General features: G+C 60.7%; 29 protein-coding genes. All 29 read left to right on the top strand.

Going from position 1 to position 24903, the window contains the following annotated elements:
• Positions 1-282: 282 nt before the first annotated feature.
• The 29 genes from rpoB (at position 283) to E8M79_RS12285 (ending at position 24831) form a co-directional block, all read left to right on the top strand.
• The gene (gene rpoB, locus E8M79_RS12425) at positions 283-4425 is read left to right on the top strand and encodes a DNA-directed RNA polymerase subunit beta (protein WP_137152201.1); all 4143 of its coding nucleotides are present in this window, start codon (positions 283-285) and stop codon (positions 4423-4425) included.
• Between the two features lie 78 nt (positions 4426-4503).
• Positions 4504-8688 (top strand): DNA-directed RNA polymerase subunit beta', encoded by a 4185-nt coding sequence (rpoC, locus tag E8M79_RS12420; RefSeq protein WP_137152200.1) that lies wholly within the window; start codon positions 4504-4506, stop codon positions 8686-8688.
• A 446-nt stretch (positions 8689-9134) separates the two neighbouring features.
• Complete coding sequence (gene rpsL, locus E8M79_RS12415) at positions 9135-9506, top strand: 30S ribosomal protein S12 (RefSeq protein WP_046136734.1); 372 nt, start codon at positions 9135-9137, stop codon at positions 9504-9506.
• Positions 9507-9518: 12 nt separating this feature from the next.
• Positions 9519-9989 (top strand): 30S ribosomal protein S7, encoded by a 471-nt coding sequence (rpsG, locus tag E8M79_RS12410; RefSeq protein WP_137152199.1) that lies wholly within the window; start codon positions 9519-9521, stop codon positions 9987-9989.
• Between the two features lie 12 nt (positions 9990-10001).
• A complete protein-coding gene (fusA, locus tag E8M79_RS12405; protein WP_137152198.1) occupies positions 10002-12092 on the top strand; it encodes an elongation factor G in 2091 nt (696 codons plus the stop codon).
• A gap of 72 nt (positions 12093-12164) precedes the next feature.
• Positions 12165-13355 (top strand): elongation factor Tu, encoded by a 1191-nt coding sequence (gene tuf, locus E8M79_RS12400; protein ID WP_137152197.1) that lies wholly within the window; start codon positions 12165-12167, stop codon positions 13353-13355.
• 70 nt (positions 13356-13425) lie between these two features.
• The gene (gene rpsJ, locus E8M79_RS12395; RefSeq protein WP_056232628.1) at positions 13426-13734 is read left to right on the top strand and encodes a 30S ribosomal protein S10; all 309 of its coding nucleotides are present in this window, start codon (positions 13426-13428) and stop codon (positions 13732-13734) included.
• 85 nt (positions 13735-13819) lie between these two features.
• Positions 13820-14521 carry a 50S ribosomal protein L3 gene (gene rplC / locus E8M79_RS12390; protein WP_137152196.1) on the top strand — a complete coding sequence of 234 codons (702 nt, stop codon included), beginning with the start codon at positions 13820-13822 and terminating at the stop codon, positions 14519-14521.
• Positions 14522-15142, top strand: a complete 621-nt coding sequence (gene rplD / locus E8M79_RS12385) for a 50S ribosomal protein L4 (protein WP_137152195.1) — start codon at positions 14522-14524, stop codon at positions 15140-15142.
• Positions 15139-15432, top strand: coding sequence for a 50S ribosomal protein L23 (locus E8M79_RS12380; protein ID WP_137152194.1), 294 nt, complete (start codon positions 15139-15141; stop codon positions 15430-15432). Before rplD ends, E8M79_RS12380 begins: the two co-directional genes overlap by 4 nt.
• 16 nt (positions 15433-15448) lie before the next feature.
• The gene (gene rplB / locus E8M79_RS12375) at positions 15449-16288 is read left to right on the top strand and encodes a 50S ribosomal protein L2 (RefSeq protein ID WP_137152193.1); all 840 of its coding nucleotides are present in this window, start codon (positions 15449-15451) and stop codon (positions 16286-16288) included.
• Between the two features lie 3 nt (positions 16289-16291).
• Complete coding sequence (gene rpsS / locus E8M79_RS12370) at positions 16292-16570, top strand: 30S ribosomal protein S19 (protein ID WP_137152192.1); 279 nt, start codon at positions 16292-16294, stop codon at positions 16568-16570.
• 1 nt (position 16571) lies between these two features.
• Positions 16572-16952, top strand: coding sequence for a 50S ribosomal protein L22 (gene rplV / locus E8M79_RS12365; protein ID WP_137152191.1), 381 nt, complete (start codon positions 16572-16574; stop codon positions 16950-16952).
• A complete protein-coding gene (gene rpsC, locus E8M79_RS12360) occupies positions 16952-17692 on the top strand; it encodes a 30S ribosomal protein S3 (protein WP_137152190.1) in 741 nt (246 codons plus the stop codon). The genes rplV and rpsC overlap by 1 nt, the downstream gene beginning before the upstream one ends.
• Positions 17693-17707: 15 nt before the next feature.
• Positions 17708-18121: a 50S ribosomal protein L16 gene (gene rplP, locus E8M79_RS12355; RefSeq protein ID WP_108398529.1), complete on the top strand. Its 414-nt coding sequence runs from the start codon at positions 17708-17710 to the stop codon at positions 18119-18121.
• An 11-nt stretch (positions 18122-18132) separates the two neighbouring features.
• Complete coding sequence (rpmC, locus tag E8M79_RS12350; RefSeq protein ID WP_137152189.1) at positions 18133-18327, top strand: 50S ribosomal protein L29; 195 nt, start codon at positions 18133-18135, stop codon at positions 18325-18327.
• A gap of 12 nt (positions 18328-18339) precedes the next feature.
• Complete coding sequence (rpsQ, locus tag E8M79_RS12345; protein WP_137152188.1) at positions 18340-18597, top strand: 30S ribosomal protein S17; 258 nt, start codon at positions 18340-18342, stop codon at positions 18595-18597.
• Positions 18594-18962 carry a 50S ribosomal protein L14 gene (gene rplN, locus E8M79_RS12340; protein WP_035102635.1) on the top strand — a complete coding sequence of 123 codons (369 nt, stop codon included), beginning with the start codon at positions 18594-18596 and terminating at the stop codon, positions 18960-18962. The genes rpsQ and rplN overlap by 4 nt, the downstream gene beginning before the upstream one ends.
• Positions 18962-19273, top strand: a complete 312-nt coding sequence (gene rplX / locus E8M79_RS12335) for a 50S ribosomal protein L24 (protein WP_137152187.1) — start codon at positions 18962-18964, stop codon at positions 19271-19273. Before rplN ends, rplX begins: the two co-directional genes overlap by 1 nt.
• The gene (gene rplE / locus E8M79_RS12330) at positions 19266-19823 is read left to right on the top strand and encodes a 50S ribosomal protein L5 (protein ID WP_137152186.1); all 558 of its coding nucleotides are present in this window, start codon (positions 19266-19268) and stop codon (positions 19821-19823) included. Before rplX ends, rplE begins: the two co-directional genes overlap by 8 nt.
• Before the next feature lie 30 nt (positions 19824-19853).
• Positions 19854-20159, top strand: a complete 306-nt coding sequence (gene rpsN, locus E8M79_RS12325; protein ID WP_137152185.1) for a 30S ribosomal protein S14 — start codon at positions 19854-19856, stop codon at positions 20157-20159.
• Between the two features lie 12 nt (positions 20160-20171).
• The gene (gene rpsH / locus E8M79_RS12320) at positions 20172-20570 is read left to right on the top strand and encodes a 30S ribosomal protein S8 (protein ID WP_046172880.1); all 399 of its coding nucleotides are present in this window, start codon (positions 20172-20174) and stop codon (positions 20568-20570) included.
• A 39-nt stretch (positions 20571-20609) separates the two neighbouring features.
• Positions 20610-21143, top strand: a complete 534-nt coding sequence (gene rplF, locus E8M79_RS12315; RefSeq protein ID WP_137152184.1) for a 50S ribosomal protein L6 — start codon at positions 20610-20612, stop codon at positions 21141-21143.
• 12 nt (positions 21144-21155) lie between these two features.
• Positions 21156-21518, top strand: coding sequence for a 50S ribosomal protein L18 (gene rplR / locus E8M79_RS12310; RefSeq protein ID WP_137152183.1), 363 nt, complete (start codon positions 21156-21158; stop codon positions 21516-21518).
• 22 nt (positions 21519-21540) lie between these two features.
• Positions 21541-22074, top strand: coding sequence for a 30S ribosomal protein S5 (gene rpsE / locus E8M79_RS12305; RefSeq protein WP_056232660.1), 534 nt, complete (start codon positions 21541-21543; stop codon positions 22072-22074).
• A gap of 23 nt (positions 22075-22097) precedes the next feature.
• Positions 22098-22286 carry a 50S ribosomal protein L30 gene (gene rpmD, locus E8M79_RS12300; RefSeq protein ID WP_137152182.1) on the top strand — a complete coding sequence of 63 codons (189 nt, stop codon included), beginning with the start codon at positions 22098-22100 and terminating at the stop codon, positions 22284-22286.
• Between the two features lie 14 nt (positions 22287-22300).
• On the top strand, positions 22301-22801 hold the full coding sequence (rplO, locus tag E8M79_RS12295) for a 50S ribosomal protein L15 (protein WP_137152181.1): 501 nt from the start codon (positions 22301-22303) through the stop codon (positions 22799-22801).
• Positions 22802-22930: 129 nt separating this feature from the next.
• On the top strand, positions 22931-24271 hold the full coding sequence (gene secY / locus E8M79_RS12290; protein ID WP_137152180.1) for a preprotein translocase subunit SecY: 1341 nt from the start codon (positions 22931-22933) through the stop codon (positions 24269-24271).
• Positions 24268-24831: an adenylate kinase gene (locus E8M79_RS12285; protein WP_137152179.1), complete on the top strand. Its 564-nt coding sequence runs from the start codon at positions 24268-24270 to the stop codon at positions 24829-24831. The genes secY and E8M79_RS12285 overlap by 4 nt, the downstream gene beginning before the upstream one ends.
• The last annotated feature ends 72 nt before the right edge of the window (positions 24832-24903 follow it).

The raw sequence follows: 24903 nt of genomic DNA, 5'->3' as shown, positions 1-24903 counted from the left end.
GGACATGATTCGCCGGACCGGTTGCATGGGTCCCTGGCGCCAATTTGCGGAATATATGACCAATTTGATGTCTGAGGCACGCTGACGTCCACGTTGCCCTGTGGTTGCTGACCACGGGGTGTTTTGGCGTTTCGTGCCTTTCCTGTCCTTGGCTGGGGCAGGGCCCAGGCATCACCAGCCCAACCTAGTGCCTATCAAGGGCAAATATCCCGAGACCCGACGGCTGATAGTCGGATTTTTGGATATCTGCCTCCGAGACAATCGCAAGAAACAGGAGCTTTCATGGCTACCACGTTCAACGGCCGCCGCAAGGTACGCAAGTCCTTCGGGTCCATTCGCGAAGTCACGGAGATGCCCAATCTGATCGAGGTCCAGAAGGCCTCCTATGATCAGTTCCTCCTCGTGGATGAGCCCAAGGGTGGCCGTCCCGACGAAGGGCTTCAGTCCGTGTTCCGTTCGGTCTTTCCGATCACCGACTTTTCGAACACCGCATCTCTCGAATTCGTGAAGTACGAATTCGAGCAGCCCAAGTATGACATCGATGAGTGCCGTGCGCGCGACATCACGTTCGCTGCCCCGCTCAAGGTGACGCTGCGCCTGATCGTGTTTGAGGTGGACGAAGAAACCGGCGCCCGTTCGGTCAAGGACATCAAGGAGCAGGACGTCTACATGGGCGACATGCCCTTCATGACCTCCAACGGCACCTTCATCGTCAATGGCACCGAGCGCGTCATCGTTTCGCAGATGCACCGTTCGCCGGGCGTGTTCTTTGATCACGACAAGGGCAAGACCCATTCGTCGGGCAAGCTGCTGTTTGCCGGCCGTATCATTCCCTACCGCGGCTCCTGGCTCGATATCGAATTCGACGCCAAGGACGTGGTGTTTGCGCGTATCGACCGTCGCCGCAAGATCCCCGTGACCAGCCTGCTCAAGGCGCTGGGCATGGATACCGAAGAGATCCTGGCCACCTATTACAACACGGTGACCTATTCGAAGACGTCCAATGGCTGGCAGAAGCCCTACGACGCCGAGAAGATGAAGAATGCCAAGCCGAGCCATGACCTGATCGACGCCAAGACGGGCGACGTCGTGCATGAAGCCGGCAAGAAGCTCTCGGCCCGCCAGGCCAAGAAGCTGGCCGAAAACGGCCTGACGCACCTGCTGGCGGTCAATGAAGACCTCTATGGCATGTATGTCGCCGAAGACCTGATCAACTTCAAGACCGGCGAGGTCTATATGGAGGCAGGTGACGAGCTCGACGAGAAGACCCTGACCAAGATGATCGATCTTGGCTTCGACGAGCTGCCGATCCTGGACATCGATCACATCACCATCGGCGCCTATATCCGCAACACGCTGGCGATCGACAAGAACGAATCCCGTGAAGATGCGCTGTTCGACATCTATCGCGTGATGCGTCCTGGCGAGCCGCCGACCGTGGACACCGCCGAAGCCATGTTCCAGTCGCTGTTCTTTGACAGCGAGCGCTATGACCTGTCTGCCGTTGGTCGCGTGAAGATGAACATGCGCCTTGAGCTCGACGCTCCCGACACCATGCGCACGCTGCGCAAGGAAGACATCGTGGAAGTCGTGCGCACGCTGGTGGACCTGCGCGACGGCCGCGGCGAGATCGACGACATCGACAACCTCGGCAACCGTCGCGTTCGCTCGGTTGGCGAATTGATGGAAAACTCCTACCGCCTTGGCCTGCTCCGCATGGAGCGCGCGATCAAGGAGCGTATGAGCTCGGTCGAAATCGACACCGTCATGCCGCAGGACCTGATCAACGCCAAGCCGGCTGCCGCCGCCGTGCGCGAGTTCTTCGGCTCGAGCCAGCTCAGCCAGTTCATGGATCAGACCAATCCGCTCTCGGAAATCACCCACAAGCGTCGCCTGTCGGCGCTTGGGCCGGGCGGTCTCACCCGTGAGCGTGCGGGCTTTGAAGTCCGCGACGTGCATCCGACCCATTATGGCCGTATCTGCCCGATCGAGACGCCGGAAGGCCCGAACATCGGTCTGATCAACTCGCTGTCGACCTTCGCCCGCGTCAACAAGTACGGTTTCATCGAGACCCCGTACCGCAAGATCGTGGACGGCGTGCTGACCGAGGACGTGGTCTATCTGTCGGCCATGGAAGAAGCCAAGCACTACGTGGCGCAGGCCAACGTGCAGTTCAACAAGGACGGCACCCTCAAGGACGATCTGGTCGTGGCGCGCCATGCTGGCGACAACGGCCTGACGCCCAAGGAAAACGTCGACCTGATGGACGTTTCGCCCAAGCAGATGGTGTCTGTGGCGGCTTCGCTGATCCCGTTCCTCGAAAACGACGACGCCAACCGCGCTCTGATGGGCTCGAACATGCAGCGTCAGGCTGTGCCGCTGCTGCGCGCCCATGCTCCCTTCGTGGGCACGGGCATGGAAGCCGTCGTGGCCCGTGACTCCGGCGCCGCCATTGTGGCCAAGCGCAAGGGCATCGTGGACCAGGTGGACGCGACGCGTATCGTTATCCGGGCAACCGAAGAAACCGATGCGTCCAAGTCGGGCGTCGACATCTACAATCTGATGAAGTTCCAGCGGTCGAACCAGTCGACCTGCATCAACCAGCGTCCGCTGGTTGTGGTGGGCGATCACGTCAACCAGGGCGACATCATTGCCGATGGTCCGTCGACCGAGCTGGGCGATCTGGCCCTGGGCCGCAACGTGCTCGTCGCGTTCATGCCCTGGAACGGCTACAACTTCGAAGACTCCATTCTGCTGAGCGAAAAGATCGCCATGCAGGACGTCTTCACCTCGATCCACATCGAGGAATATGAAGTGATGGCCCGCGATACCAAGCTTGGTCCTGAGGAAATCACGCGCGACATTCCGAACGTGTCGGAAGAAGCGCTGAAGAACCTGGACGAAGCCGGCATCGTGCATATCGGCGCCGAAGTGGCGCCTGGCGACATCCTGGTCGGCAAGATCACCCCCAAGGGTGAATCGCCGATGACCCCGGAAGAAAAGCTCCTCCGCGCCATCTTCGGCGAGAAGGCCTCTGACGTTCGTGACACCTCCCTGCGCGTGCCGCCGGGCGATGCTGGTACTGTCGTTGAAGTGCGCGTGTTCAACCGCCACGGCATCGACAAGGACGAGCGCGCCATGGCTATCGAGCGCGAGGAAATCGAGCGTCTCGCCAAGGACCGTGACGACGAACAGTCGATCCTGGACCGCAACGTCTATGCGCGTCTGAAGGAAATGTTGTTCGGCAAGGCGGCGACGGCTGGCCCGAAGGGCTATGTGGTCGGCACCAAGCTCAATGACCAGATGTTCGAGGCTCAGCCCCGGTCGAAGTGGTGGCAGTTTGCCGTCGACGACGACAAGGTGATGAGCGAGATGGAAGCCCTTCATGCCCAGTATGAAGAAAGCCGCCGTCTGCTCGAGAAGCGCTTCATCGACAAGGTCGACAAGCTGCAGCGCGGTGACGAACTGCCGCCGGGCGTGATGAAGATGGTCAAGGTCTTCATCGCCACCAAGCGCAAGATCCAGCCGGGCGACAAGATGGCCGGCCGTCACGGTAACAAGGGCGTGGTGTCGCGCATCGTGCCCGTGGAAGACATGCCGTATCTGGAAGATGGTACGTCGGTCGATATCGTGCTGAACCCGCTGGGCGTGCCGTCGCGCATGAACGTGGGCCAGATCCTCGAGACGCACCTGGGCTGGGCTTGCGCCGGCATGGGCCGCAAGATCGACGAGATGGTCCGTGCCTATCAGCGCAATGGCGATCTCAAGCCCCTGCGCCTGGAAATCCAGGACCTGTTTGCCGGTGATGAATCCATCACCGACCTCGACGACGACGGCATGGTGCGTCTGGGCGAACACCTCTCCAAGGGTGTCTCGATCGCGACGCCGGTGTTCGACGGCGCCAAGGAAGCCGACATCGTGGTGATGCTGGAGCGGGCAGGGCTGAAGGCCTCGGGTCAGTCGACGGTGTTCGACGGCCGTACGGGCGAGCAGTTCGATCGTCAGGTGACCGTGGGCTATATCTATATGCTCAAGCTCGACCACCTGGTGGACAACAAGATCCACGCCCGTTCGATCGGTCCGTACTCCCTGGTTACCCAGCAGCCGCTGGGCGGCAAGGCCCAGTTCGGCGGTCAGCGCTTCGGCGAGATGGAAGTGTGGGCTCTGGAAGCCTATGGCGCGGCTTATACGCTCCAGGAAATGCTCACCATCAAGTCGGACGACGTTGCCGGCCGTACCAAGGTGTACGAAGCCATCGTGCGTGGCGACGATACGTTCGAAGCGGGCATCCCCGAGAGCTTCAACGTTCTGGTCAAGGAAATCCGTTCGCTCGGTCTCAATGTCGAACTCGACATGCGCGACCTGGGCGACGATGGCAGCCAGGCCGAAGCGGAGCTCGCACCTCCTCAGGAAGCGGCGGAATAATCCGGCACTTCCTACCCCCATTCACTTCCTGAAGGAGCGGGCCTGGTGGCCCCTCCCGAGGGAAAGAGGAGAGAATTGATGAATCATCATTCCCACGTCATGGACCCGTTCAATCCGGCCGTTCCGGTGCAGACCTTCGACCAGATGAAGATCTCCATCGCGAGCCCGGAAAAGATCCTGTCCTGGTCCTACGGCGAGATCAAGAAGCCGGAAACCATCAACTATCGTACGTTCAAGCCCGAACGCGATGGCCTGTTCTGCGCGCGCATCTTTGGCCCTGTGAAGGACTATGAGTGCCTGTGCGGCAAGTACAAGCGCATGAAGTTCAAGGGCGTGATCTGCGAGAAGTGCGGCGTTGAAGTCACGCTCAGCCGCGTCCGCCGTGAGCGCATGGGCCATATCGAGCTGGCCGCTCCGGTTGCGCACATCTGGTTCCTGAAGTCCCTGCCGTCCCGTATCGCGCTGCTGCTCGATATGACGCTCAAGGACATCGAGCGCATCCTGTATTTCGAGAACTATGTCGTTCTCGATCCGGGCCTGACCCCGTTCACCCAGCATGAGCTGCTGAACGAAGAGCAGTTCCTTGATGCCCAGGACGAATATGGTGCCGACAGCTTCACCGCCAAGATCGGCGCCGAAGCCATTCGCGACATCCTGCTCGCCCTGGATCTGGAAAAGATCGCGGCCGACCTGCGCGTGGAAATCGCCGAGTCGACCACCGAACTGAAGCCCAAGAAGCTGGCCAAGCGCCTCAAGATCGTCGAGCAATTCATCGTGTCGGGCAACAAGCCCGAGTGGATGATCATGACGGTGATCCCGGTCATTCCGCCCGAGCTGCGCCCGCTGGTGCCGCTGGATGGTGGACGCTTTGCTACGTCGGACCTCAATGATCTCTATCGCCGCGTCATCAACCGCAACAACCGGTTGAAGCGCCTGATCGAGCTGCGTGCGCCTGACATCATCATCCGCAACGAAAAGCGCATGCTGCAGGAAGCTGTGGATGCGCTGTTCGACAACGGCCGCCGTGGCCGCACCATCACCGGTGCCAACAAGCGTCCGCTGAAGTCGCTGAGCGACATGCTCAAGGGCAAGCAGGGCCGCTTCCGCCAGAACCTGCTCGGCAAGCGCGTGGACTATTCGGGTCGTTCGGTGATCACCGTGGGTCCGAACCTGAAGCTGCACCAGTGCGGCCTGCCCAAGAAGATGGCGCTTGAGCTGTTCAAGCCCTTCATCTACTCGCGCCTCGAGGCCAAGGGCTTCAGCTCGACGGTCAAGCAGGCCAAGAAGCTGGTCGAGAAGGAAAAGCCCGAGGTTTGGGATATCCTGGACGAGGTCATCCGCGAGCACCCGGTTCTGCTGAACCGCGCGCCCACGCTGCACCGTCTGGGTATCCAGGCCTTTGAGCCCATGCTGATCGAAGGCAAGGCCATCCGTCTGCACCCGCTCGTCTGCTCGGCTTTCAACGCCGACTTTGACGGCGACCAGATGGCCGTGCACGTCCCGCTGTCGCTCGAAGCGCAGCTGGAAGCACGCGTGCTGATGATGTCGACCAACAACATCCTGCACCCTGCCAATGGCCAGCCGATCATCGTGCCGAGCCAGGACATCGTGCTGGGCCTGTACTACCTCTCGCTCATGAATGAGAACGAGCCGGGTCAGGGCATGGCGTTCGGCTCCTATGCCGAGCTCGAGCATGCGCTCGACAACAAGATCGTCACGCTCCACACCAAGATCAAAGGCCGTGTCACGGCCTTCGACGCGGACGGCAAGGAAACCACCGAGATCATCGAGACCACGCCTGGTCGCATGCTGATCGGTCAGATCCTGCCCAAGCATCCGGCTGTGCCGTTCGCAACGGCCAACCAGCTGATGACCAAGAAGATGATCTCCAAGATGATCGACACGGTTTACCGTGGCTGCGGTCAGAAGGAGACCGTGATCTTCTGTGACCGCGTCATGCAGCTGGGCTTCAAGAACGCCTGTGACGCCGGCATCTCGTTCGGCAAGGACGACATGGTTATCCCTGCGTCCAAGTACACGATCGTGGACGCCGCCCGTAAGCAGGTCGAAGAGTTCGAGCAGCAGTACAACGACGGCCTGATCACGCAGGGCGAGAAGTACAACAAGGTGGTCGACGCCTGGGCCAAGTGCGGCGACAAGGTTGCCGAAGAGATGATGGACGCGATCCGCACCGTGCAGATCGACAAGGAGACGGGTCGTCAAAAGCCGATCAATTCGGTTTACATGATGAGCCACTCCGGCGCCCGTGGTTCACCGGCCCAGATGAAGCAGCTGGCCGGCATGCGCGGCCTGATGGCCCGTCCGGACGGCTCGATCATCGAGACCCCGATCACGGCTAACTTCAAGGAAGGCCTGAACGTGCTGGAGTACTTCAACTCCACCCACGGTGCCCGTAAGGGTCTGGCTGACACCGCTCTGAAGACGGCAAACTCGGGTTACCTGACCCGTCGTCTGGTGGACGTGGCGCAGGACGCGATCATCGTGTCCGTCGACTGCGGCACCGAGCGCGGCCTGACCATGGAACCGATCGTTGATGCCGGCCAGGTTGTGGCCTCCATCGGCCAGCGCGTTCTGGGTCGTACCGCTGCCGACGACATCTTCCATCCGCTCAGCGGCGATCTGATCGCGGCCAAGGGCACGCTGCTGGAAGAAAAGCACGTCGAGGTCATCGAAGAGGCCCGGATCCAGTCGATCCGTATCCGGTCGCCCTTGACCTGCGACATGCGCCAGGGCACTTGCGCGGCCTGCTATGGCCGTGACCTTGCTCGCGGTACGCCGGTGAACATGGGTGAAGCTGTGGGCGTTATCGCCGCACAGTCGATCGGTGAACCCGGCACGCAGCTGACCATGCGTACGTTCCACATCGGTGGCACGGCTCAGGTGGTTGACTCCTCGTTCCTGGAATCGGGCGCAGAAGGCACCATCGCCATCCGCAACCCGAACGTGGTCAAGGTCGAGGGCGGCAAGCTGGTCGTCATGGCCCGTAACGTTTCGCTCGCCATCCTGGACGCCGAAGGCAAGGAACGCGCCACCCACAAGGTGACCTATGGTTCCAAGCTGCTGGTCAAGGAAGGTGATGCGGTTCGCCGCGGTCAGCGTCTGGCTGAATGGGACCCCTACACCCGTCCGGTTCTGGCCGAGGTCGAGGGCGAGGTCGTGTTCGAGGATCTGGTGGACGGCGCTTCGGTTGCCGAAAACACCGACGAGGCGACCGGCTTCACAAAGCGCGTTGTCATCGACTGGCGCACCAACCAGCGTGGCGAGGGCCTCAAGCCCGCGATCGCCATCGCTCGTGGCGGTGCCGTGCAGAAGGTGGAACGTGGTGGCGATGCCCGTTACCTGCTCTCGGTTGACGCCGTTATCGCGGTCGAGCCCGGCGAGAAGGTGTCGCCCGGTGACGTGCTGGCGCGTATTCCGCTGGAAAGCGCCAAGACCAAGGACATCACGGGCGGTCTGCCGCGCGTGGCGGAACTGTTCGAAGCCCGTCGTCCCAAGGATCATGCCATCATCGCCGAGATCGATGGTACCATCCGCTTTGGCCGCGACTACAAGAACAAGCGTCGCGTCATCATCGAGCCGCATGATGAGGGTGCTGAGCCCGTCGAATATCTGATCCCCAAGGGCAAGCCGTTCCACCTGCAGGAAGGCGATGCCATTGAAAAGGGTGAGTATATCCTCGACGGCAACCCGGCGCCGCATGACATTCTGGCCATCAAGGGCGTGGAAGAGCTTGCTCGGTACCTCGTCAATGAAATCCAGGAAGTCTATCGTCTGCAGGGCGTGCTGATCAACGACAAGCACATCGAGGTGATCGTTCGCCAGATGCTGCAGAAGGTCGAGATCGTCGATCCCGGTGAGTCCGGCCTGCTCAAGGACGAGCAGCTCGACAAGCTGGACTTTGACGAGCTCAACGACGCCTTGGTCGCTGACGGCAAGAAGCCGGCAACGGCCAACCCGGTGCTGCTCGGCATCACCAAGGCGTCGCTGCAGACCCGTTCGTTCGTGTCGGCGGCTTCCTTCCAGGAAACCACCCGCGTGCTCACCGAGGCTGCAGTGTCCGGCAAGGCCGACCTGCTCGAAGGCCTCAAGGAGAATGTGATCGTGGGTCGTCTGATCCCGGCCGGTACCGGCGCAGGCATCTCCTCGGCCAAGCTCATCGCCTCCAAGCGCGATGACCTGATCCTGGACGAGCGCCGCCGCCAGGCCAGCACGCCCAAGATTGCCGCTCCTGCTGCCGAATAGGCCCGAGCGAAAATGTGAATGAGGGAAGGGGGCCGCGAGGCTCCCTTTCTTTTTGCCCTATGTGGATCCCGAGATCGGTCGGGGTCAGGGCAGGGGGCGGTCAAGACACCGACGGAATGGCTTGGCAAGCCCGTGCATAGCAGCAGCACGGTTTTTTCACGAAAGAATCCTTGACGCAAAAGAGAGTCGGCACTAAACAGCCCCTACCTAAGCGGTCGGTCGTGATTGTCACACCGGGTACCTGCCATCTTGTGCGGGCATCCAGGACACTCAAACACACTGTCGGGTAACTAGACGAAGCAAATCCTTGTGCGCATGACTGCTCCTTTTTTGGGGTGGTCCGCTGCAATTAAGGCGCCGCCGTTCCCCTTGAAGGGGTCGGATGAGCGCCGTTTTGGTTTGGTTTGTTTAGACCGCAATGAATTTTGGACGATGGAAAGAGCGAAATGCCCACCATTAATCAGCTGATCCGCAAACCACGCGCCAGCAAGCCAAAGCGGAACAAGGTTCCGGCAATGGAAGCGAACCCGCAGAAGCGCGGCGTTTGTTCTCGTGTGTATACGACCACCCCGAAGAAGCCGAACTCGGCCCTGCGTAAGGTTGCCAAGGTTCGCCTCACCAACTCGCGTGAAGTGATCTCGTATATTCCGGGCGAAGGCCACAACCTGCAGGAGCACTCCGTGGTCCTGATCCGTGGCGGCCGCGTTCGCGACCTTCCGGGCGTTCGCTACCACGTGCTCCGCGGCGTCCTCGACACGCAGAGCGTCAAGGACCGCAAGCAGCGCCGGTCCAAGTACGGCGCGAAGCGTCCGAAGTAAGGAGATAGATCTATGTCCCGTCGCCACCGCGCAGAAAAGCGTGACGTTATTCCGGACGCAAAGTTCGGCGATCTCGTCCTTACCAAGTTCATGAATTCCCTCATGAAGGACGGCAAGAAGTCGGCTGCCGAAAGCATCGTTTACGGTGCCTTCGACATCGTCGAAGCCAAGTCCAAGCAGGACCCGATCACGGTGTTCCACACTGCCCTGGACAATATCCGTCCTTCCGTCGAAGTGCGTTCGCGCCGCGTTGGCGGTGCTACGTACCAGGTTCCGGTTGAAGTCCGTGCCGATCGTCAGCAGGCCCTGGCCATTCGCTGGCTGATCGAATCCGCCCGCAAGCGCGGCGAGAACACCATGCGTGAACGCCTGTCCGGCGAGCTCATGGATGCCCTCAATGGCCGCGGTCAGGCCGTCAAGAAGCGCGAAGATACGCACCGTATGGCTGACGCCAACCGTGCCTTCTCGCACTACCGCTGGTAGTAGGAGCGCCCCATGGCACGCGAATACCCGATTAAGCTGTATCGTAACTTCGGCATCATGGCTCACATCGATGCTGGCAAGACGACCACGACCGAACGCATTCTGTTCTACACCGGCAAGTCCCACAAGATCGGCGAAGTCCATGACGGCGCCGCGACTATGGACTGGATGGAGCAGGAGCAGGAACGCGGCATCACGATCACCTCGGCTGCCACGACCACGTTCTGGAAGGACCGTTCGGGCGTCCAGCACCGTTTCAACATCATCGACACCCCCGGCCACGTGGACTTCACCATTGAAGTCGAGCGTTCGCTGCGCGTGCTCGACGGTGCTGTGGCTCTGCTCGATGCCAACGCCGGCGTTGAGCCCCAGACCGAAACCGTCTGGCGCCAGGCTGACAAGTACAACGTTCCCCGTCTTGTGTTCGTCAACAAGATGGACAAGATCGGCGCCGATTTCTATCGCTGCGTCGAAATGATCGGTACCCGTCTGGGCGCCAAGGCCGTTCCCGTGCAGCTGCCGATCGGTGCTGAGAACGAGTTCAAGGGCGTTGTCGACCTGATCGAGATGAACGCTCTGGTGTGGCGCAACGAAGAGCTGGGTGCCCAGTGGGACGTTGTCGAGATTCCGGACGACCTCAAGGCCGCTGCCACCAAGTATCGTGAGCAGATGATCGAGGCTGCCGTCGAACTCGACGACGATGCCATGGAAGCCTATCTGAACGGCGATCTGCCGAACAACGACACCATCCGTCGCCTGCTGCGTCGCGGCACGATCGATGCCAAGTTCTTCCTGATCTTTGCCGGCTCGGCGTTCAAGAACAAGGGCGTGCAGCCCCTGCTGGACGGCGTGATCGACTTCCTGCCGTCGCCGCAGGACGTGCCCGCCATCCAGGGCATCGATGCCAAGACCGAACAGCCGATCGAGCGTCATGCTGACGATTCCGAGCCGCTGTCGATGCTGGCGTTCAAGATCGCCAACGACCCGCACATGGGCTCGCTGACCTTCTGCCGCATCTACTCGGGTCACATCGAGCAGGGCGCCATGCTGGAAAACACGGTCAAGGAAAAGCGCGAACGCGTTGGCCGTATGTTCCAGATGCATGCCAACAGCCGCGAGCAGATCACGGAAGCCTTCGCTGGCGACATCGTGGCCATCGTGGGCCTGAAGGACACCACCACGGGTGATACGCTGTGTGCGCAGAACTCGCAGGTTATCCTTGAACGCATGATCTTCCCGGAGCCGGTTATCGACATCTCCGTCGAGCCGAAGTCCAAGGCCGATCAGGAAAAGATGGGCCTGGCGCTCAACCGCCTGGCTGCTGAAGATCCGAGCTTCCGCGTCAAGACCGACGAAGAATCCGGCCAGACCATCATCTCCGGCATGGGTGAACTTCACCTCGACATTCTCGTTGACCGTATGCGTCGCGAGTTCAAGGTTGAAGCCAACGTCGGCCAGCCGCAGGTGGCTTACCGCGAAACCATCACCAAGCCTGCCAATGTGGACTATACCCACAAGAAGCAGTCCGGTGGTTCGGGCCAGTTCGCCCGCGTCAAGCTCTCCATTGAGCCCGGCGAAGTGGGCAAGGGCCTCGAGTTCGTCAACGCCGTCGTCGGCGGTTCGGTTCCCAAGGAATATATCCCGGGCGTCGAAAAGGGCGTGAAGTCGGTGATGGGCGCCGGTCCGCTGATCGGGTTCCCGATCGTGGACGTCAAGGTGACGCTCACCGAAGGCGCGTACCATGACGTTGACTCCTCGGTGCTGGCGTTCGAAATCGCCGGTCGCGCCGGCTTCAACGAAGCGATCCGCAAGGCATCTCCCAAGATCCTTGAGCCGATCATGAAGGTTGAAGTTGTCACGCCGGAAGATTACATGGGCGACGTCATCGGCGACCTGAATTCTCGGCGTGGTCAGATCCAGGGCACTGAAAGCCGTGGCGTCCTCCAGGTCGTGAATGCCTTCGTCCCGCTGGCGAACATGTTCGGCTACGTGAACTCCCTGCGCTCGATGAGCCAGGGCCGTGCACAGTACTCGATGACGTTCGATCATTACGAGCAGGTTCCGCAGGCAGTCGCCGACGAAGTCCAGGCCAAATACGCCTAAGGCCAAGTCCGCCTAAAACAATAAACTGAAACTCAAGGTTGGCCGCAGGGCTAACGAATACGGAGAGAAGCGATGGGCAAGGAAAAGTTTTCCCGCAATAAGCCTCACTGCAATATCGGCACCATTGGTCACGTTGACCATGGCAAGACCTCGCTGACCGCAGCGATCACCAAGGTCCTTGCTGAAACCGGTGGCGCGACCTTCAAGGCGTACGACCAGATTGACGCTGCCCCTGAAGAGAAGGCCCGCGGCATCACCATCAACACTGCCCACGTCGAGTACGAGACGACCAATCGTCACTACGCCCACGTGGACTGCCCCGGCCACGCCGACTATGTGAAGAACATGATCACCGGCGCTGCCCAGATGGACGGCGCGATCCTGGTCGTGTCGGCTGCCGACGGCCCGATGCCCCAGACCCGCGAGCACATCCTGCTGGCCCGTCAGGTTGGCGTGCCCGCTCTGGTGGTGTTCCTGAACAAGTGCGACATGGTCGACGATCCGGAACTGCTCGAACTCGTTGAGCTCGAAGTCCGTGAACTGCTGTCCTCGTACGAATTCCCCGGCGATGATATCCCGATCGTCAAGGGTTCGGCTCTGGCCGCTCTCGAAGACTCCGACAAGAAGCTCGGCCATGACGCCGTTCTCGAGCTGATGGCTGCTGTGGACTCCTACATCCCGCAGCCCGAGCGCCCGGTTGACCAGCCCTTCCTGCTCCCGATCGAAGACGTGTTCTCGATCTCGGGTCGCGGTACTGTGGTGACCGGCCGTGTCGAACGCGGCATCGTCAAGGTTGGCGAAGAAGTCGAAATCGTCGGCATCAAGGCAACCCAGAAGACCACCGTTACCGGCGTCGAAATGTTCCGCAAGCTGCTCGACTCGGGCCAGGCTGGCGACAACATCGGTGCCCTGATCCGTGGTATCGATCGTACCCAGGTTGAGCGCGGCCAGGTGCTGTGCAAGCCCGGTTCGGTTACCCCGCACACCGACTTCGTTGCTGAGGCTTATATCCTCACCAAGGAAGAAGGCGGCCGCCACACCCCGTTCTTCGGCAACTACCGTCCCCAGTTCTACTTCCGTACCACGGACGTGACGGGCATCGTGACCCTGCCGGAAGGCACGGAAATGGTTATGCCGGGCGACAACATCAACATGAACGTTCAGCTCATCGTTCCGATCGCCATGGAAGAGAAGCTCCGCTTCGCTATCCGTGAGGGTGGCCGCACCGTCGGCGCCGGCGTCGTCGCGAAGATCCTGAAGTAAGCCTCATTGAGACATTCGCAGCGCGCGGATCAACGCGCGCTGCGATCCATTTTCGTCAGGATTTACAAAGATGAACGGTCAGAATATTCGCATTCGCCTCAAGGCGTTTGACCATCGCGTTCTCGACGCGTCCACGCGTGAGATCGTTTCGACGGCCAAGCGTACGGGCGCGCAGGTTCGCGGTCCCATTCCGCTGCCGACGCGAATCGACAAGTTTACCGTCAACCGCTCGCCGCACATCGACAAGAAGTCGCGCGAGCAGTTCGAGATCCGGACCCACAAGCGTCTGCTGGACATTGTGGACCCGACCCCTCAGACGGTTGATGCGCTGATGAAGCTCGATCTCGCCGCCGGCGTCGACGTCGAAATCAAGCTCTAAAGACACAGAAGTTTCCGCGCCTACCAAACAAAGGGTCCTCTGAAACCATGACCCGGTACGGCGCCAAGAGAGAAGGTAATAACCGATGCGTTCTGGATTGATCGCACAGAAGCTGGGCATGACCCGCATTTTCGCTGAGGACGGCTCGCACGTTCCGGTGACGGTGCTGGGCCTGCAGAACTGCCAGGTGGTGGGCCAGCGGACGGCTGACAAGGACGGCTATGTCGCATTGCAGCTTGGCGCAGGCCAGGCCAAGGCGAAGAACACGAGCAAGGCCGAGCGCGGCCAGTTCGCTGCTGCCAAGGTCGAGCCCAAGCGTCATGTCGCGGAGTTCCGCGTTGACGAGGCAAACCTCATCGAGGTTGGCGCAACGCTGCAGGCAGACCACTTCATCGAAGGCCAGCTGGTGGATGTCACCGGTACGTCGATCGGTAAGGGCTTTGCCGGCGGTATGAAGCGCTGGAACTTCGGCGGCCTGCGTGCAACGCACGGCGTGTCGGTTTCGCACCGCTCGATCGGTTCTACCGGTGGTCGTCAGGACCCGGGTAAGACCTTCAAGAACAAGAAGATGCCGGGCCACATGGGCGATCGTCGCATCACCACGCAGAACGTCAAGGTCGTCAAGACCGACGTCGAGCGCGGTTTGATCATGATCCAGGGTTCGGTTCCCGGCGCCAAGGGCGCTTGGATCATGATCAAGGACGCTGTGAAGAAGCCTGCCCCCAAGGGCGCTGCTTTCCCGGGTTCGTTCAAGGCCGCCGCTGAAGTCGCGGGGGAAGGTAACTAAATGGAACTCAAGGTCACAACCCTCGACGGCAAGGCCGCTGGTACCATCCAGCTCGCTGACGACGTCTTCGGTCTGGAAGTCCGCCAGGACATCCTGCACCGCATGGTTCGCTACCAGCAGCTCAAGGCGATGGCTGGCACGCACGACGTCAAGAATCGTTCGGAAGGCGTCCGCACGGGCAAGAAGTTCGTCAAGCAGAAGGGCTCGGGCGGCGCACGTCATGGCGATCGCAAGGCTCCGCAGTTCCGTGGCGGCGGCCGTGCATTCGGTCCGACCCCGCGTAGCCATGCTATCGACCTTCCCAAGAAGGTCCGCGCCCTGGCGCTCAAGCATGCCCTGTCGTCCAAGATCAAGTCTGGTTCGCTGATCGTCGTTGACAGCGTTGCCCAGAAGGAAGCCAAGACCGCTGGCCTGCTCGCCACCTTCGGCAAGCTGGAATGGTCGAACGCCCTGATCATCGACGGTGCTGCAGTGGACCAGAACTTTGCTCTGGCTGCTCGCAACATCCCGCACATCGACGTGCTGCCGGTGCAGGGGATCAACGTTGTGTCGATCCTCAAGCGCGACAAGCTCGTCCTGACCAAGGCAGCGCTCGAAGCGCTCGAAGCGAGGTTCGCATGAACAAGCTTGCCGCATACGACATCGTTCGGAACCCCGTCGTGACTGAAAAGTCCACGATGGCTTCGGAAAACAACCAGGTCGTTTTCGACGTGGCGATCGATGCCAACAAGACCGAGATCAAGGCTGCCGTCGAGCAGCTGTTCTCGGTGAAGGTCAAGGCAGTCAACACCCTGGTCCGCAAGGGCAAGGTGAAGCGCTTCCGTGGCAAGATTGGCACGCGCAACGACGTCAAGAAGGCGATCGTGACCCTCGTCGACGGCCAGTCGATCGACATTTCGACCGGCCTCTAAGGGAAGAGACAGAAAAATGGCTCTTAAAACTTACAATCCCACCTCCGAAGGCCGTCGTCAGCTCGTGACGACTGATCGTTCGGAACTGTGGAAGGGCAAGCCGGTCAAGACCCTGACCGAAGGCCTCTCCAAGTCCGGTGGTCGCAACAACCGCGGTCGCATCACTGCCTACCATCGTGGTGGCGGTCATAAGCGCACCTACCGCATGATCGACTTCAAGCGCGTCAAGTTTGACGTGGTCGGGACGATCGAACGCCTGGAATATGATCCGAACCGTACGGCCTGGATCGCTCTGGTGAAGTACGAAGACGGCGAACTCGCCTATATCGTTGCGCCCCAGCGTCTGGCTGCCGGCGACAAGGTCATCTCGTCGATGAACACCGTCGACGTGAAGCCGGGCAATGCCATGCCGCTCGAGCGCATGCCGGTCGGTACGATCGTGCACAACATCGAGCTCAAGCCCCGCAAGGGTGGCCAGGTGGCCCGTTCGGCTGGTGCTTACGCCCAGTACGTCGGTCGCGACCAGGGTTGGGCGATCCTTCGCCTGAACTCGGGTGAGCAGCGTCGTGTGCATGGCTCTTGCCTTGCCACCGTCGGTGCCGTGTCCAACCAGGACCACTCCAACACCTCGCTCGGCAAGGCCGGTCGTTCGCGTTGGCTCGGTCGTCGCCCGGTCAACCGCGGCGTGACCATGAACCCGGTCGATCACCCGCATGGTGGTGGTGAAGGTCGTACCTCTGGTGGCCGTCATCCGGTGACCCCGTGGGGCAAGCCGACCAAGGGCAAGAAGACCCGCAGCAACAAGGCAACGGACAAGTTCATCGTTCGCAGCCGTCACGTGAAGAAGGGCAGGTAAGCCATGACCCGTTCAATCTGGAAGGGGCCGTTCGTCGACGGCTACATGCTCAAGAAGGCCGAGAAGGCCTTGGCATCTGGCCGCAACGATGTGGTCAAGATCTGGAGCCGCCGCTCGACCATCCTGCCGCAGTTCGTGGGTATCACGTTCGGCGTTCACAATGGCCAGAAGCACATTCCGGTCAGCGTCACCGAAGACATGATCGGTCACAAGTTCGGCGAATTCGCACCGACCCGTACGTACTACGGTCACGCGGCCGACAAGAAGGCCAAGAGGAAGTAAGATGGGCAAGCCAAAAACTGAGCGCGCTCTCAAGGACAACGAGGCTAAGGCTGTTCTGCGCATGCTGCGCATCAGCCCTCAGAAGCTGAACCTCGTCGCGCAGTTGATCCGTGGCAAGAAGGTCGAGAAGGCTCTGGCCGAACTCGAATTCAGCCACAAGCGGATCTCCGGCCAGGTCAAGAAGGTGCTGGAAAGCGCCATCGCGAACGCCGAGAACAATCACGGCCTGGACACCGACGCCCTCGTCGTTGCCGAAGCCTTCGTTGGTAATTCGCTCGTCATGAAGCGCTTCACCGCTCGTGGTCGTGGCCGGTCCTCGCAGATCCAGAAGCCGTTTGCGCATCTGACGATCGTCGTCCGGCAAGTTGAGGAGGCCGCATAATGGGCCAGAAGATCAATCCAATCGGCTTCCGTCTGGGCATCAACCGCACCTGGGACAGCCGCTGGTACGCCAACAAGGGCGAATATGGTTCGCTGCTTCAGGAAGACCTGAAGATCCGCACCATGCTGCTTGAAGATCTCAAGGCTGCTGCAGTCTCCAAGATTGTCATCGAGCGTCCGCACCGCAAGTGCCGCGTGTCGATCCACACCGCCCGTCCGGGCATCGTGATCGGCAAGAAGGGCGCTGACATCGACAAGATCCGCGCCAAGGTGAAGCAGTTCACCGACAGCGAAGTGCACATCAACATCGTTGAAGTGCGCAAGCCCGAGACCGATGCGACGCTGGTTGCCCAGGGCATTGCCCAGCAGCTCGAGCGCCGTGTGGCCTTCCGTCGCGCCATGAAGCGCGCCGTGCAGACCGCAATCCGCATGGGCGCCGGCGGTATCCGCGTCAACGTTGGTGGCCGTCTTGGCGGCGCCGACATTGCGCGTACCGAATGGTATCGCGAAGGTCGCGTTCCGCTGCACACGCTGCGTGCGGACATCGACTATGGCACGGCCGAGGCGAAGACCACCTACGGCATCATTGGTATCAAGGTCTGGGTCTTCAAGGGCGAAGTCCTTGAGCATGATCCCTCTGCGCATGAGCGCCGCGCCACCGAAGGTGGCGAGGGTGGCCAGCCGCGCAGTGAACGCGGTCCGCGCTCCGAGCGTGGCGACCGTGACCGCGAACGCGCATAAGAAGGTTAGTTCATTATGCTGCAACCTAAGAAGACCAAGTTCCGCAAGGCTCACAAGGGCCGTATCCATGGCGTTGCCAAGGGCGGTACCGAGCTGGCTTTCGGCCAGTATGCCTTGAAGGCCACCGAACCCGAGCGCGTCACGGCTCGTCAGATCGAAGCGGCTCGCCGCGCGATCACCCGTGAAATGAAGCGCCAGGGCCGCGTGTGGATCCGGATTTTCCCGGATCTGCCGGTGTCCAAGAAGCCGACCGAAGTGCGTATGGGTAAGGGCAAGGGTTCTGTTGAATTCTGGGCCGCCCGCGTCAAGCCCGGTCGTATCGTATTCGAGATCGACGGCGTCCCCGAGGACGTTGCCAAGGAAGCCCTGCGCCTCGGCGCAATGAAGCTCCCGATCATGACGCGGGTTGTTACCCGCATTGCCGACTAAGGACGATGAGCATGAAAGCCAGTGATGTGCGGAGCAAGACCGCAGACGAACTGAAGGACCAGCTCGTCGACCTGAAGAAAGAACAGTTCAATCTGCGTTTCCAGCGTGCTACCCAGCAGCTGGAGAAGCCGACCGAGGTCAAGAAGGTTCGTCGCGATATCGCGCGGATCAAGACGATCTTGGCCGAAAAGAACGCAGCGAAGTAAGGAGCCGCGACCATGCCAAAGCGCGTTTTGCAGGGGACTGTGGTCTCCGACGCCAATGATAAGACGGTCGTGGTGCGCGTCGAGCGCCGTTTCACGCATCCGGTTATGAAGAAGACCGTGCGCCGGTCCAAGAAGTACCACGCTCACGATGAGGCCAACGTGGCCAAGGTCGGTCAGATCGTGTGGATCGAGGAATGTGCACCGATTTCCAAGAACAAGCGCTGGACGCTGGTTCTTGGTGCGGCCCAGCAGGAAGGCGTGACGTCATGATCCAGATGCAGTCCAATCTCGACGTCGCCGACAATTCCGGCGCCCGTCGTGTCATGTGCATCAAGGTACTGGGCGGTTCGCACCGCAAGTACGCTTCGGTCGGCGATATCATCGTCGTTTCCGTCAAGGATGCCATTCCGCGTGGTCGTGTCAAGAAGGGCCAGGTCATGAAGGCCGTGGTCGTTCGTACCGCGTTCGACATCCGTCGTCCCGATGGCACGGTGATCCGCTTCGACAAGAACGCCGCGGTTCTGATCAACAATCAGAAAGAGCCGATCGGCACCCGCATCTTCGGACCGGTTCCGCGCGAGCTCCGCGCCAAGAACCACATGAAGATCATTTCGCTCGCACCCGAGGTGCTGTAATGGCTGCCAAGATCAAGAAGGGCGATAAGGTCGTCGTCCTTGCTGGCAAGGACAAAGGCAAAACTGGCCAGGTCCTGTCGGTGATCCCGACCGAAACGAAGGCTCTCGTCCAGGGTATCAACCTGGTCAAGCGTCACACCAAGCAGACCGCGTCGACCGATGCCGGCATCTTCACCAAGGAAGCGCCGATCCATCTGTCCAACCTCGCGATCGCCGACAAGGATGGCAAGCCCACCCGCGTTGGTTTCCAGATCAAGGACGGCGTGAAGACGCGCGTCGCAAAGTCGACCGGAGATTCGATCGATGGCTGAGACCGCTTACATTCCTCGTCTGCGGACCGAGTATGACACCACGATCAAGGCCGCCCTGCGTGAGCAGTTCGGCTACAAGAACGTGATGGAACTGCCGCGTCTGGACAAGATCGTGCTGAACATGGGCGTTGGCGAAGCCGTCAACGACACCAAGAAGGTCAAGTCGGCTGCTGCCGAGCTCGAGAAGATTGCTGGCCAGAAGCCCGTCATCACTTATGCTCGCAAGTCGATCGCCGGTTTCAAGGTGCGCGAGAACATGCCCCTGGGTGTGAAGGTGACGCTGCGCAAGGCTCGTATGTACGAGTTTCTTGACCGTCTCGTGAACATCGCTCTGCCGCGCGTTCGCGACTTCCGCGGGCTCAACGCAAATTCCTTCGACGGCCGTGGCAACTATGCTATGGGCATCAAGGAACACATCATTTTCCCCGAGATCAATTATGATCAGATCGATCAGATCTGGGGCATGGACATCGTGGTTGCCACGACGGCCAAGACCGATGATGAAGCGCGTGCGCTGCTGAAGGCATTCAACTTCCCCTTCCGCCAGTAAGCGGATAGGGAAGGGCAAAGGAATCAGGACATGGCAAAGACCAGCTCCACCGTTAAAAATGAAAAGCGTCGCGCGCTCGTCAAGCAGTATGCTGGCAAGCGTGCCGCTCTGAAGGCTGCGACCAAGGATCAGTCGATCCCGATGGATCAGCGCTTCGCTGCTCAGCTCAAGCTTGCTGAACTGCCGCGCAATTCCGCCAAGGTGCGCATCCGCAACCGTTGCGAAGTCTCGGGTCGTCCCCGCGGCTTCTACCGCAAGCTCAAGCTGAGCCGCATTGCGCTGCGTCAGCTGGGCAACCTGGGGCTGATCCCGGGCCTCGTGAAGTCGAGCTGGTAAGGAGAACCGAAGATGAGCTTTTCCGATCCCATCGGCGACATGCTGACCCGTATCCGCAACGCCCAGATGCGTCGCAAGAATTCCGTTTCGACGCCGGCCTCGACCCTTCGTGGTCGTGTGCTGGACGTTCTCCAGTCCGAGGGTTTCATCCGCGGCTATTCGGAGACCAAGTTCGAGAACGGTGCTTCCGAGTATGAAATCGAACTGAAGTACTCGGACAACGAAGCCGTCATCCGCACGATCGAGCGCGTTTCGCGTCCCGGCCGTCGCGTTTACGCTTCGGTGAAGAATATTCCGCAGGTTGCCAACGGTCTGGGTGTTTCGATCCTCTCCACCCCCAAGGGTGTGATGGCCGACCACGAAGCCAAGGCTGCCAATGTTGGTGGTGAGGTACTCTGCCGCGTCTTCTAAGACGGCGCGGTAAGACGACTACTCAAGAAAGAAGATAGAATGTCACGTACTGGCAAGAAACCGGTTGCACCGGTGAGCGGCGTCACGGTCACGATCGATGGTCGGACCGTTACCGCAAAGGGCCCCAAGGGTGAGCTGAGCATCGTGCTCATGGATTCGGTCAATGTCGAGAACGGGGCCGAAGGCCTGGTCGTTTCTCCGGCCAATGACTCGCGCTTTGCGCGCGCTGCCTGGGGCACCACCCGTGCACTGATCCAGAACATGGTCACCGGCGTCTCGGCTGGCTTTGAAAAGAAGCTGGCGATCCAGGGCGTGGGCTATCGCGCCGCGCTGCAGGGCAAGGATGTCAAGCTGTCGCTTGGTTTCAGCCACGAAGTGATCTACGAAGCCCCCAAGGGAATCACCCTGGCGGTTCCGGTTCCGACCGAAATCGTCGTCACGGGCATCGACAAGCAGCAAGTTGGCCAGGTTGCGGCCGATATTCGCGCATGGCGCAAGCCAGAGCCCTACAAGGGCAAGGGCGTTCGCTATGCTGGCGAGTACGTCTTCCGCAAAGAAGGCAAGAAGAAGTAAGGAGCGCCTGCAATGGCTATCAGTGCAAAAGGTGCGGACCGCCGCAAGGCTCGTGTCCGCAAGGCGCTCAAGGCTCGTGCCTTCGGTCGTCCCCGTCTCAGCGTTTTCCGCTCGGACAAGAATATCTACGCCCAGATCATCGACGATACGACCGGCCGTACGCTGGCCGCTGCGTCCACGCTCGACAAGGACATCAAGGCTACCGTCAAGAACGGTGGCACGGCTGAAGCCGCTGCTGCGATTGGCAAGCTGATCGCCGAGCGCGGTTCCAAGGCCGGCGTCGCTGAAGTGATCTTTGATCGTGGGTCGTACATCTATCACGGCCGTGTGAAGGCCCTTGCAGACGCTGCCCGTGAGGGCGGCCTGCAGTTCTAGAACACGGCGAGGAAAGAGAATTATGAGCAGAGACGTTCAAGAGCGCGAAAGCGAATTCGTCGATCGCCTGGTCCACATCAACCGCGTGGCCAAGGTGGTCAAGGGTGGCCGTCGGTTTGGCTTCGCCGCACTCGTCGTTGTTGGTGACCAGAAGGGCCGTGTTGGCTTTGGTCACGGCAAGGCCCGTGAAGTTCCAGAAGCAATCCGCAAGGCGACCGAGCAGGCCAAGCGCCAGATGATCCGCGTTCCGCTGCGCGATGCCCGCACGCTGCACCACGATGTGCAGGGTCGCCATGGCGCCGGCAAGGTCATCCTGCGTGCAGCCGTTCCCGGTACCGGCATCATCGCCGGTGGTCCGATGCGCGCCGTGTTCGAAACGCTTGGCATCAACGATATCGTTGCCAAGTCGCAGGGCACTGCCAACCCCTACAACATGGTGCGTGCTACCTTCGATGCGCTCAAGCGCGTTGATAGCCCACGGTCGGTTGCATCCCGCCGCGGTCTGAAGGTTTCCGAACTGCAGGCTCGCCGTGGCGAGACTGCGGTCGAAGCGTGATCGCTGAGGTCCGGAGAAACATCATGGCTGACAAGAAGACCCTCATCGTAGAGCAGATCGGTTCGCCGATCCGCCGCGACAAAGTGCAGCGCGCGACCCTGATCGGTCTCGGGCTCAACAAGATGAACAAGCAGCGCGAGCTGCTCGATACGCCAGAAGTGCGCGGCATGATCAACAAGCTGCCGCACCTCGTCCGCGTCGTCGGCGAGTAAGAAAGGTCCATCTGATGACCCGTTTGAACGAACTTCGCGACAACCCCGGTTCCTCCAAGACCCGTATCCGCATCGGTCGCGGTATCGGCTCCGGCAAGGGCAAGACCGGTGGTCGTGGCGGCAAGGGCCAGACCGCGCGCTCGGGCGTGGCGATCAACGGCTTTGAAGGCGGCCAGATGCCCCTTCACATGCGTATGCCGAAGCGCGGCTTCAACGCGCTCAATCCCGGTGACTGGAACGAGGTCCGTATCGACCGCCTCCAGGCCTATATCGATGCTGGCAAGCTCGACCCCAAGGCTGTCATTGATGCTGCAGCGCTGATCGCTGCCCGCGTCATCCGTCGTCCCAAGGACGGCGTGCGCCTGATCGGTTCGGCTGGCTTCACCGCCAAGAAGGTGACGTTCAACGTCAACTACGCTACGGCCGGTGCAACTGCTGCTATCGAAGCTGCCGGTGGCAAGATCGATCTCATCCCGGCCAAGGCGCCGTGGAAGAAGACCCCATACGCCGGTTAATTCCGGTTTGGCGCACCCGGCCGCTGGTCGGGTGCGCCTTTTTTTGGTTTGTTGCGTTAGGGATGCAGATGCATCTGCGTCCTGAAGCGCTCCGAGCGCACCTGGCATTGAAGCCATAGGGAGCGATACATGGCGTCCGCAGCCGAACAGCTGGCACGTAATCTCAATTTCTCGACGTTCTCCAAGGCGAAGGCCCTGCAGCAGCGCATCTGGTTCACACTGGGCGCGCTGCTTGTCTATCGTCTGGGTACTTTCATTCCGGTCCCCGGCATTGACCCGGCTGCCTTTGCGCAAACCTTCGAGGCGTCGCAGCAGGGCATTCTGGGCATGTTCAACATGTTCGCCGGCGGTGCCGTGCAGCGCATGGCGATCTTTGCCCTCAACCTGATCCCCTATATTACCGCGTCCATCGTGGTGCAGGTGGTTGCTACCGCATCGCCGCGGCTCGAGGCCCTCAAGAAAGAGGGCGGCGAGGCTGGTCGTCGCAAGATGAACCAGTACACGCGCTATCTCGCCGTGGTGTTTTGCGCCGTGCAGGCCTATGGCATTGCCGTTGGCCTGGAAGCCAGCCAGGGCGTCGTGCTGAACCCGGGTTGGTTCTTCCGCATTTCCACCGTCATCACGCTGGTTGGCGGCACCATGTTCCTGATGTGGCTGGGTGAGCAGATCACCTCGCGCGGCGTCGGCAATGGTATTTCGCTGATCATCTTTGCCGGCATCGTGGCCAATCTGCCCACCACCGTGGTGCAGACCCTCGAGCTGAGCCGTACGGGAGCGCTGCCGCCGCTGGCTGCCGCTGGCGTGCTGCTGCTGGCCCTGGTGGTGATCGCGGGCATCGTGTTCTTCGAACGCGCCCAGCGCCGGCTGCTGATCCAGTATCCCAAGCGCCAGGTCGGCAACAAGATGTTCCAGGGCGACACGTCGCACCTGCCGCTCAAGCTGAACACCTCGGGTGTTATCCCGGTGATCTTTGGCTCCTCGCTCCTGCTGCTGCCGGCGACCATTGCGTCGTTTGCGGCCCAGGGCAATGCGCCGGAGTGGCTGCAGGTGACGACGGCTCTGCTGGGTCGCGGTCAGCCGCTGTATCTGGCGCTGTTCGCCTTCTTCATCATCTTCTTCTCGTTCTTCTACACCGCGATTGTGTTCAATCCGGTCGAGACGGCGGACAATCTCAAGCGCTCCGGCGGCTTTATTCCGGGCTATCGCCCGGGTGAGCGGACGGCCGCGCATATCGACTATGTGCTGACTCGCATTACCGTGATCGGCGCGCTCTATCTTACCGTGGTGGCACTGATCCCTGAGGTCGTGCACAACCAGCTGGCCGTCAGTCAGTTCATTGGCGGTACGTCGCTGCTCATCATGGTCACGGTCACGCTCGACACAGTCAGCCAGATCCAGAGCCACCTGATCGCGCAGCAATATGAGGGGCTGGTCAAGAAGTCCCGTCTTGGAGGAGGCAAGCGTCGATGAGGTTGATACTGCTCGGACCGCCGGGAGCGGGGAAGGGGACGCAGGCCAAGATTCTGATCGATGCCTATGGCATTCCTCAGCTGTCGACTGGCGATATCCTGCGCGCCGCGATTCAGGATCGCACCCCGCTTGGCCTGGCGGCCAAGGAAGTGATGGACCGCGGCGACCTGGTGTCGAACGATATCGTCAACGGTATTGTTTCGGAGCGCCTGGACGCTGAGGATTGCAAGGCCGGGTTCATCCTGGATGGCTTTCCGCGCACCATCGGCCAGGCCGAGGCGCTCGACGGCATGCTCAAGGAAAAGGGCATGGTGCTGGACGCCGTCATCGAGATGACGGCCGACGCCGATGTGCTGATTTCCCGCGTGATCAACCGCGCCAAGGAAAGCAATCGTCCCGATGACAATCCGGAAGTGATCCGCAAGCGTCTGGACGTCTACAAGAATGATACCGCTCCGCTGGTGGACTACTACCGTCAGCGCGGTCTGGTGAAGACGGTCGATGGCATGGCGCCGGTCGACCAGGTGACCGCTGCCATTCAGGCCGCGATCGCTCCGTAAAATTTCGGGCTTGACTTGGCGGTTGACTCCGCGGAATCGAGCCCTTAAAGAACCGCTTCAGTCTCACGGATT

This window comes from Devosia sp. FKR38 (genome assembly GCF_005222805.1).
Taxonomy (GTDB): domain Bacteria; phylum Pseudomonadota; class Alphaproteobacteria; order Rhizobiales; family Devosiaceae; genus Devosia.
The sequence above is the reverse complement of the archived record's forward strand: the minus strand, read 5'-3'. Positions and strand labels throughout refer to the sequence as shown.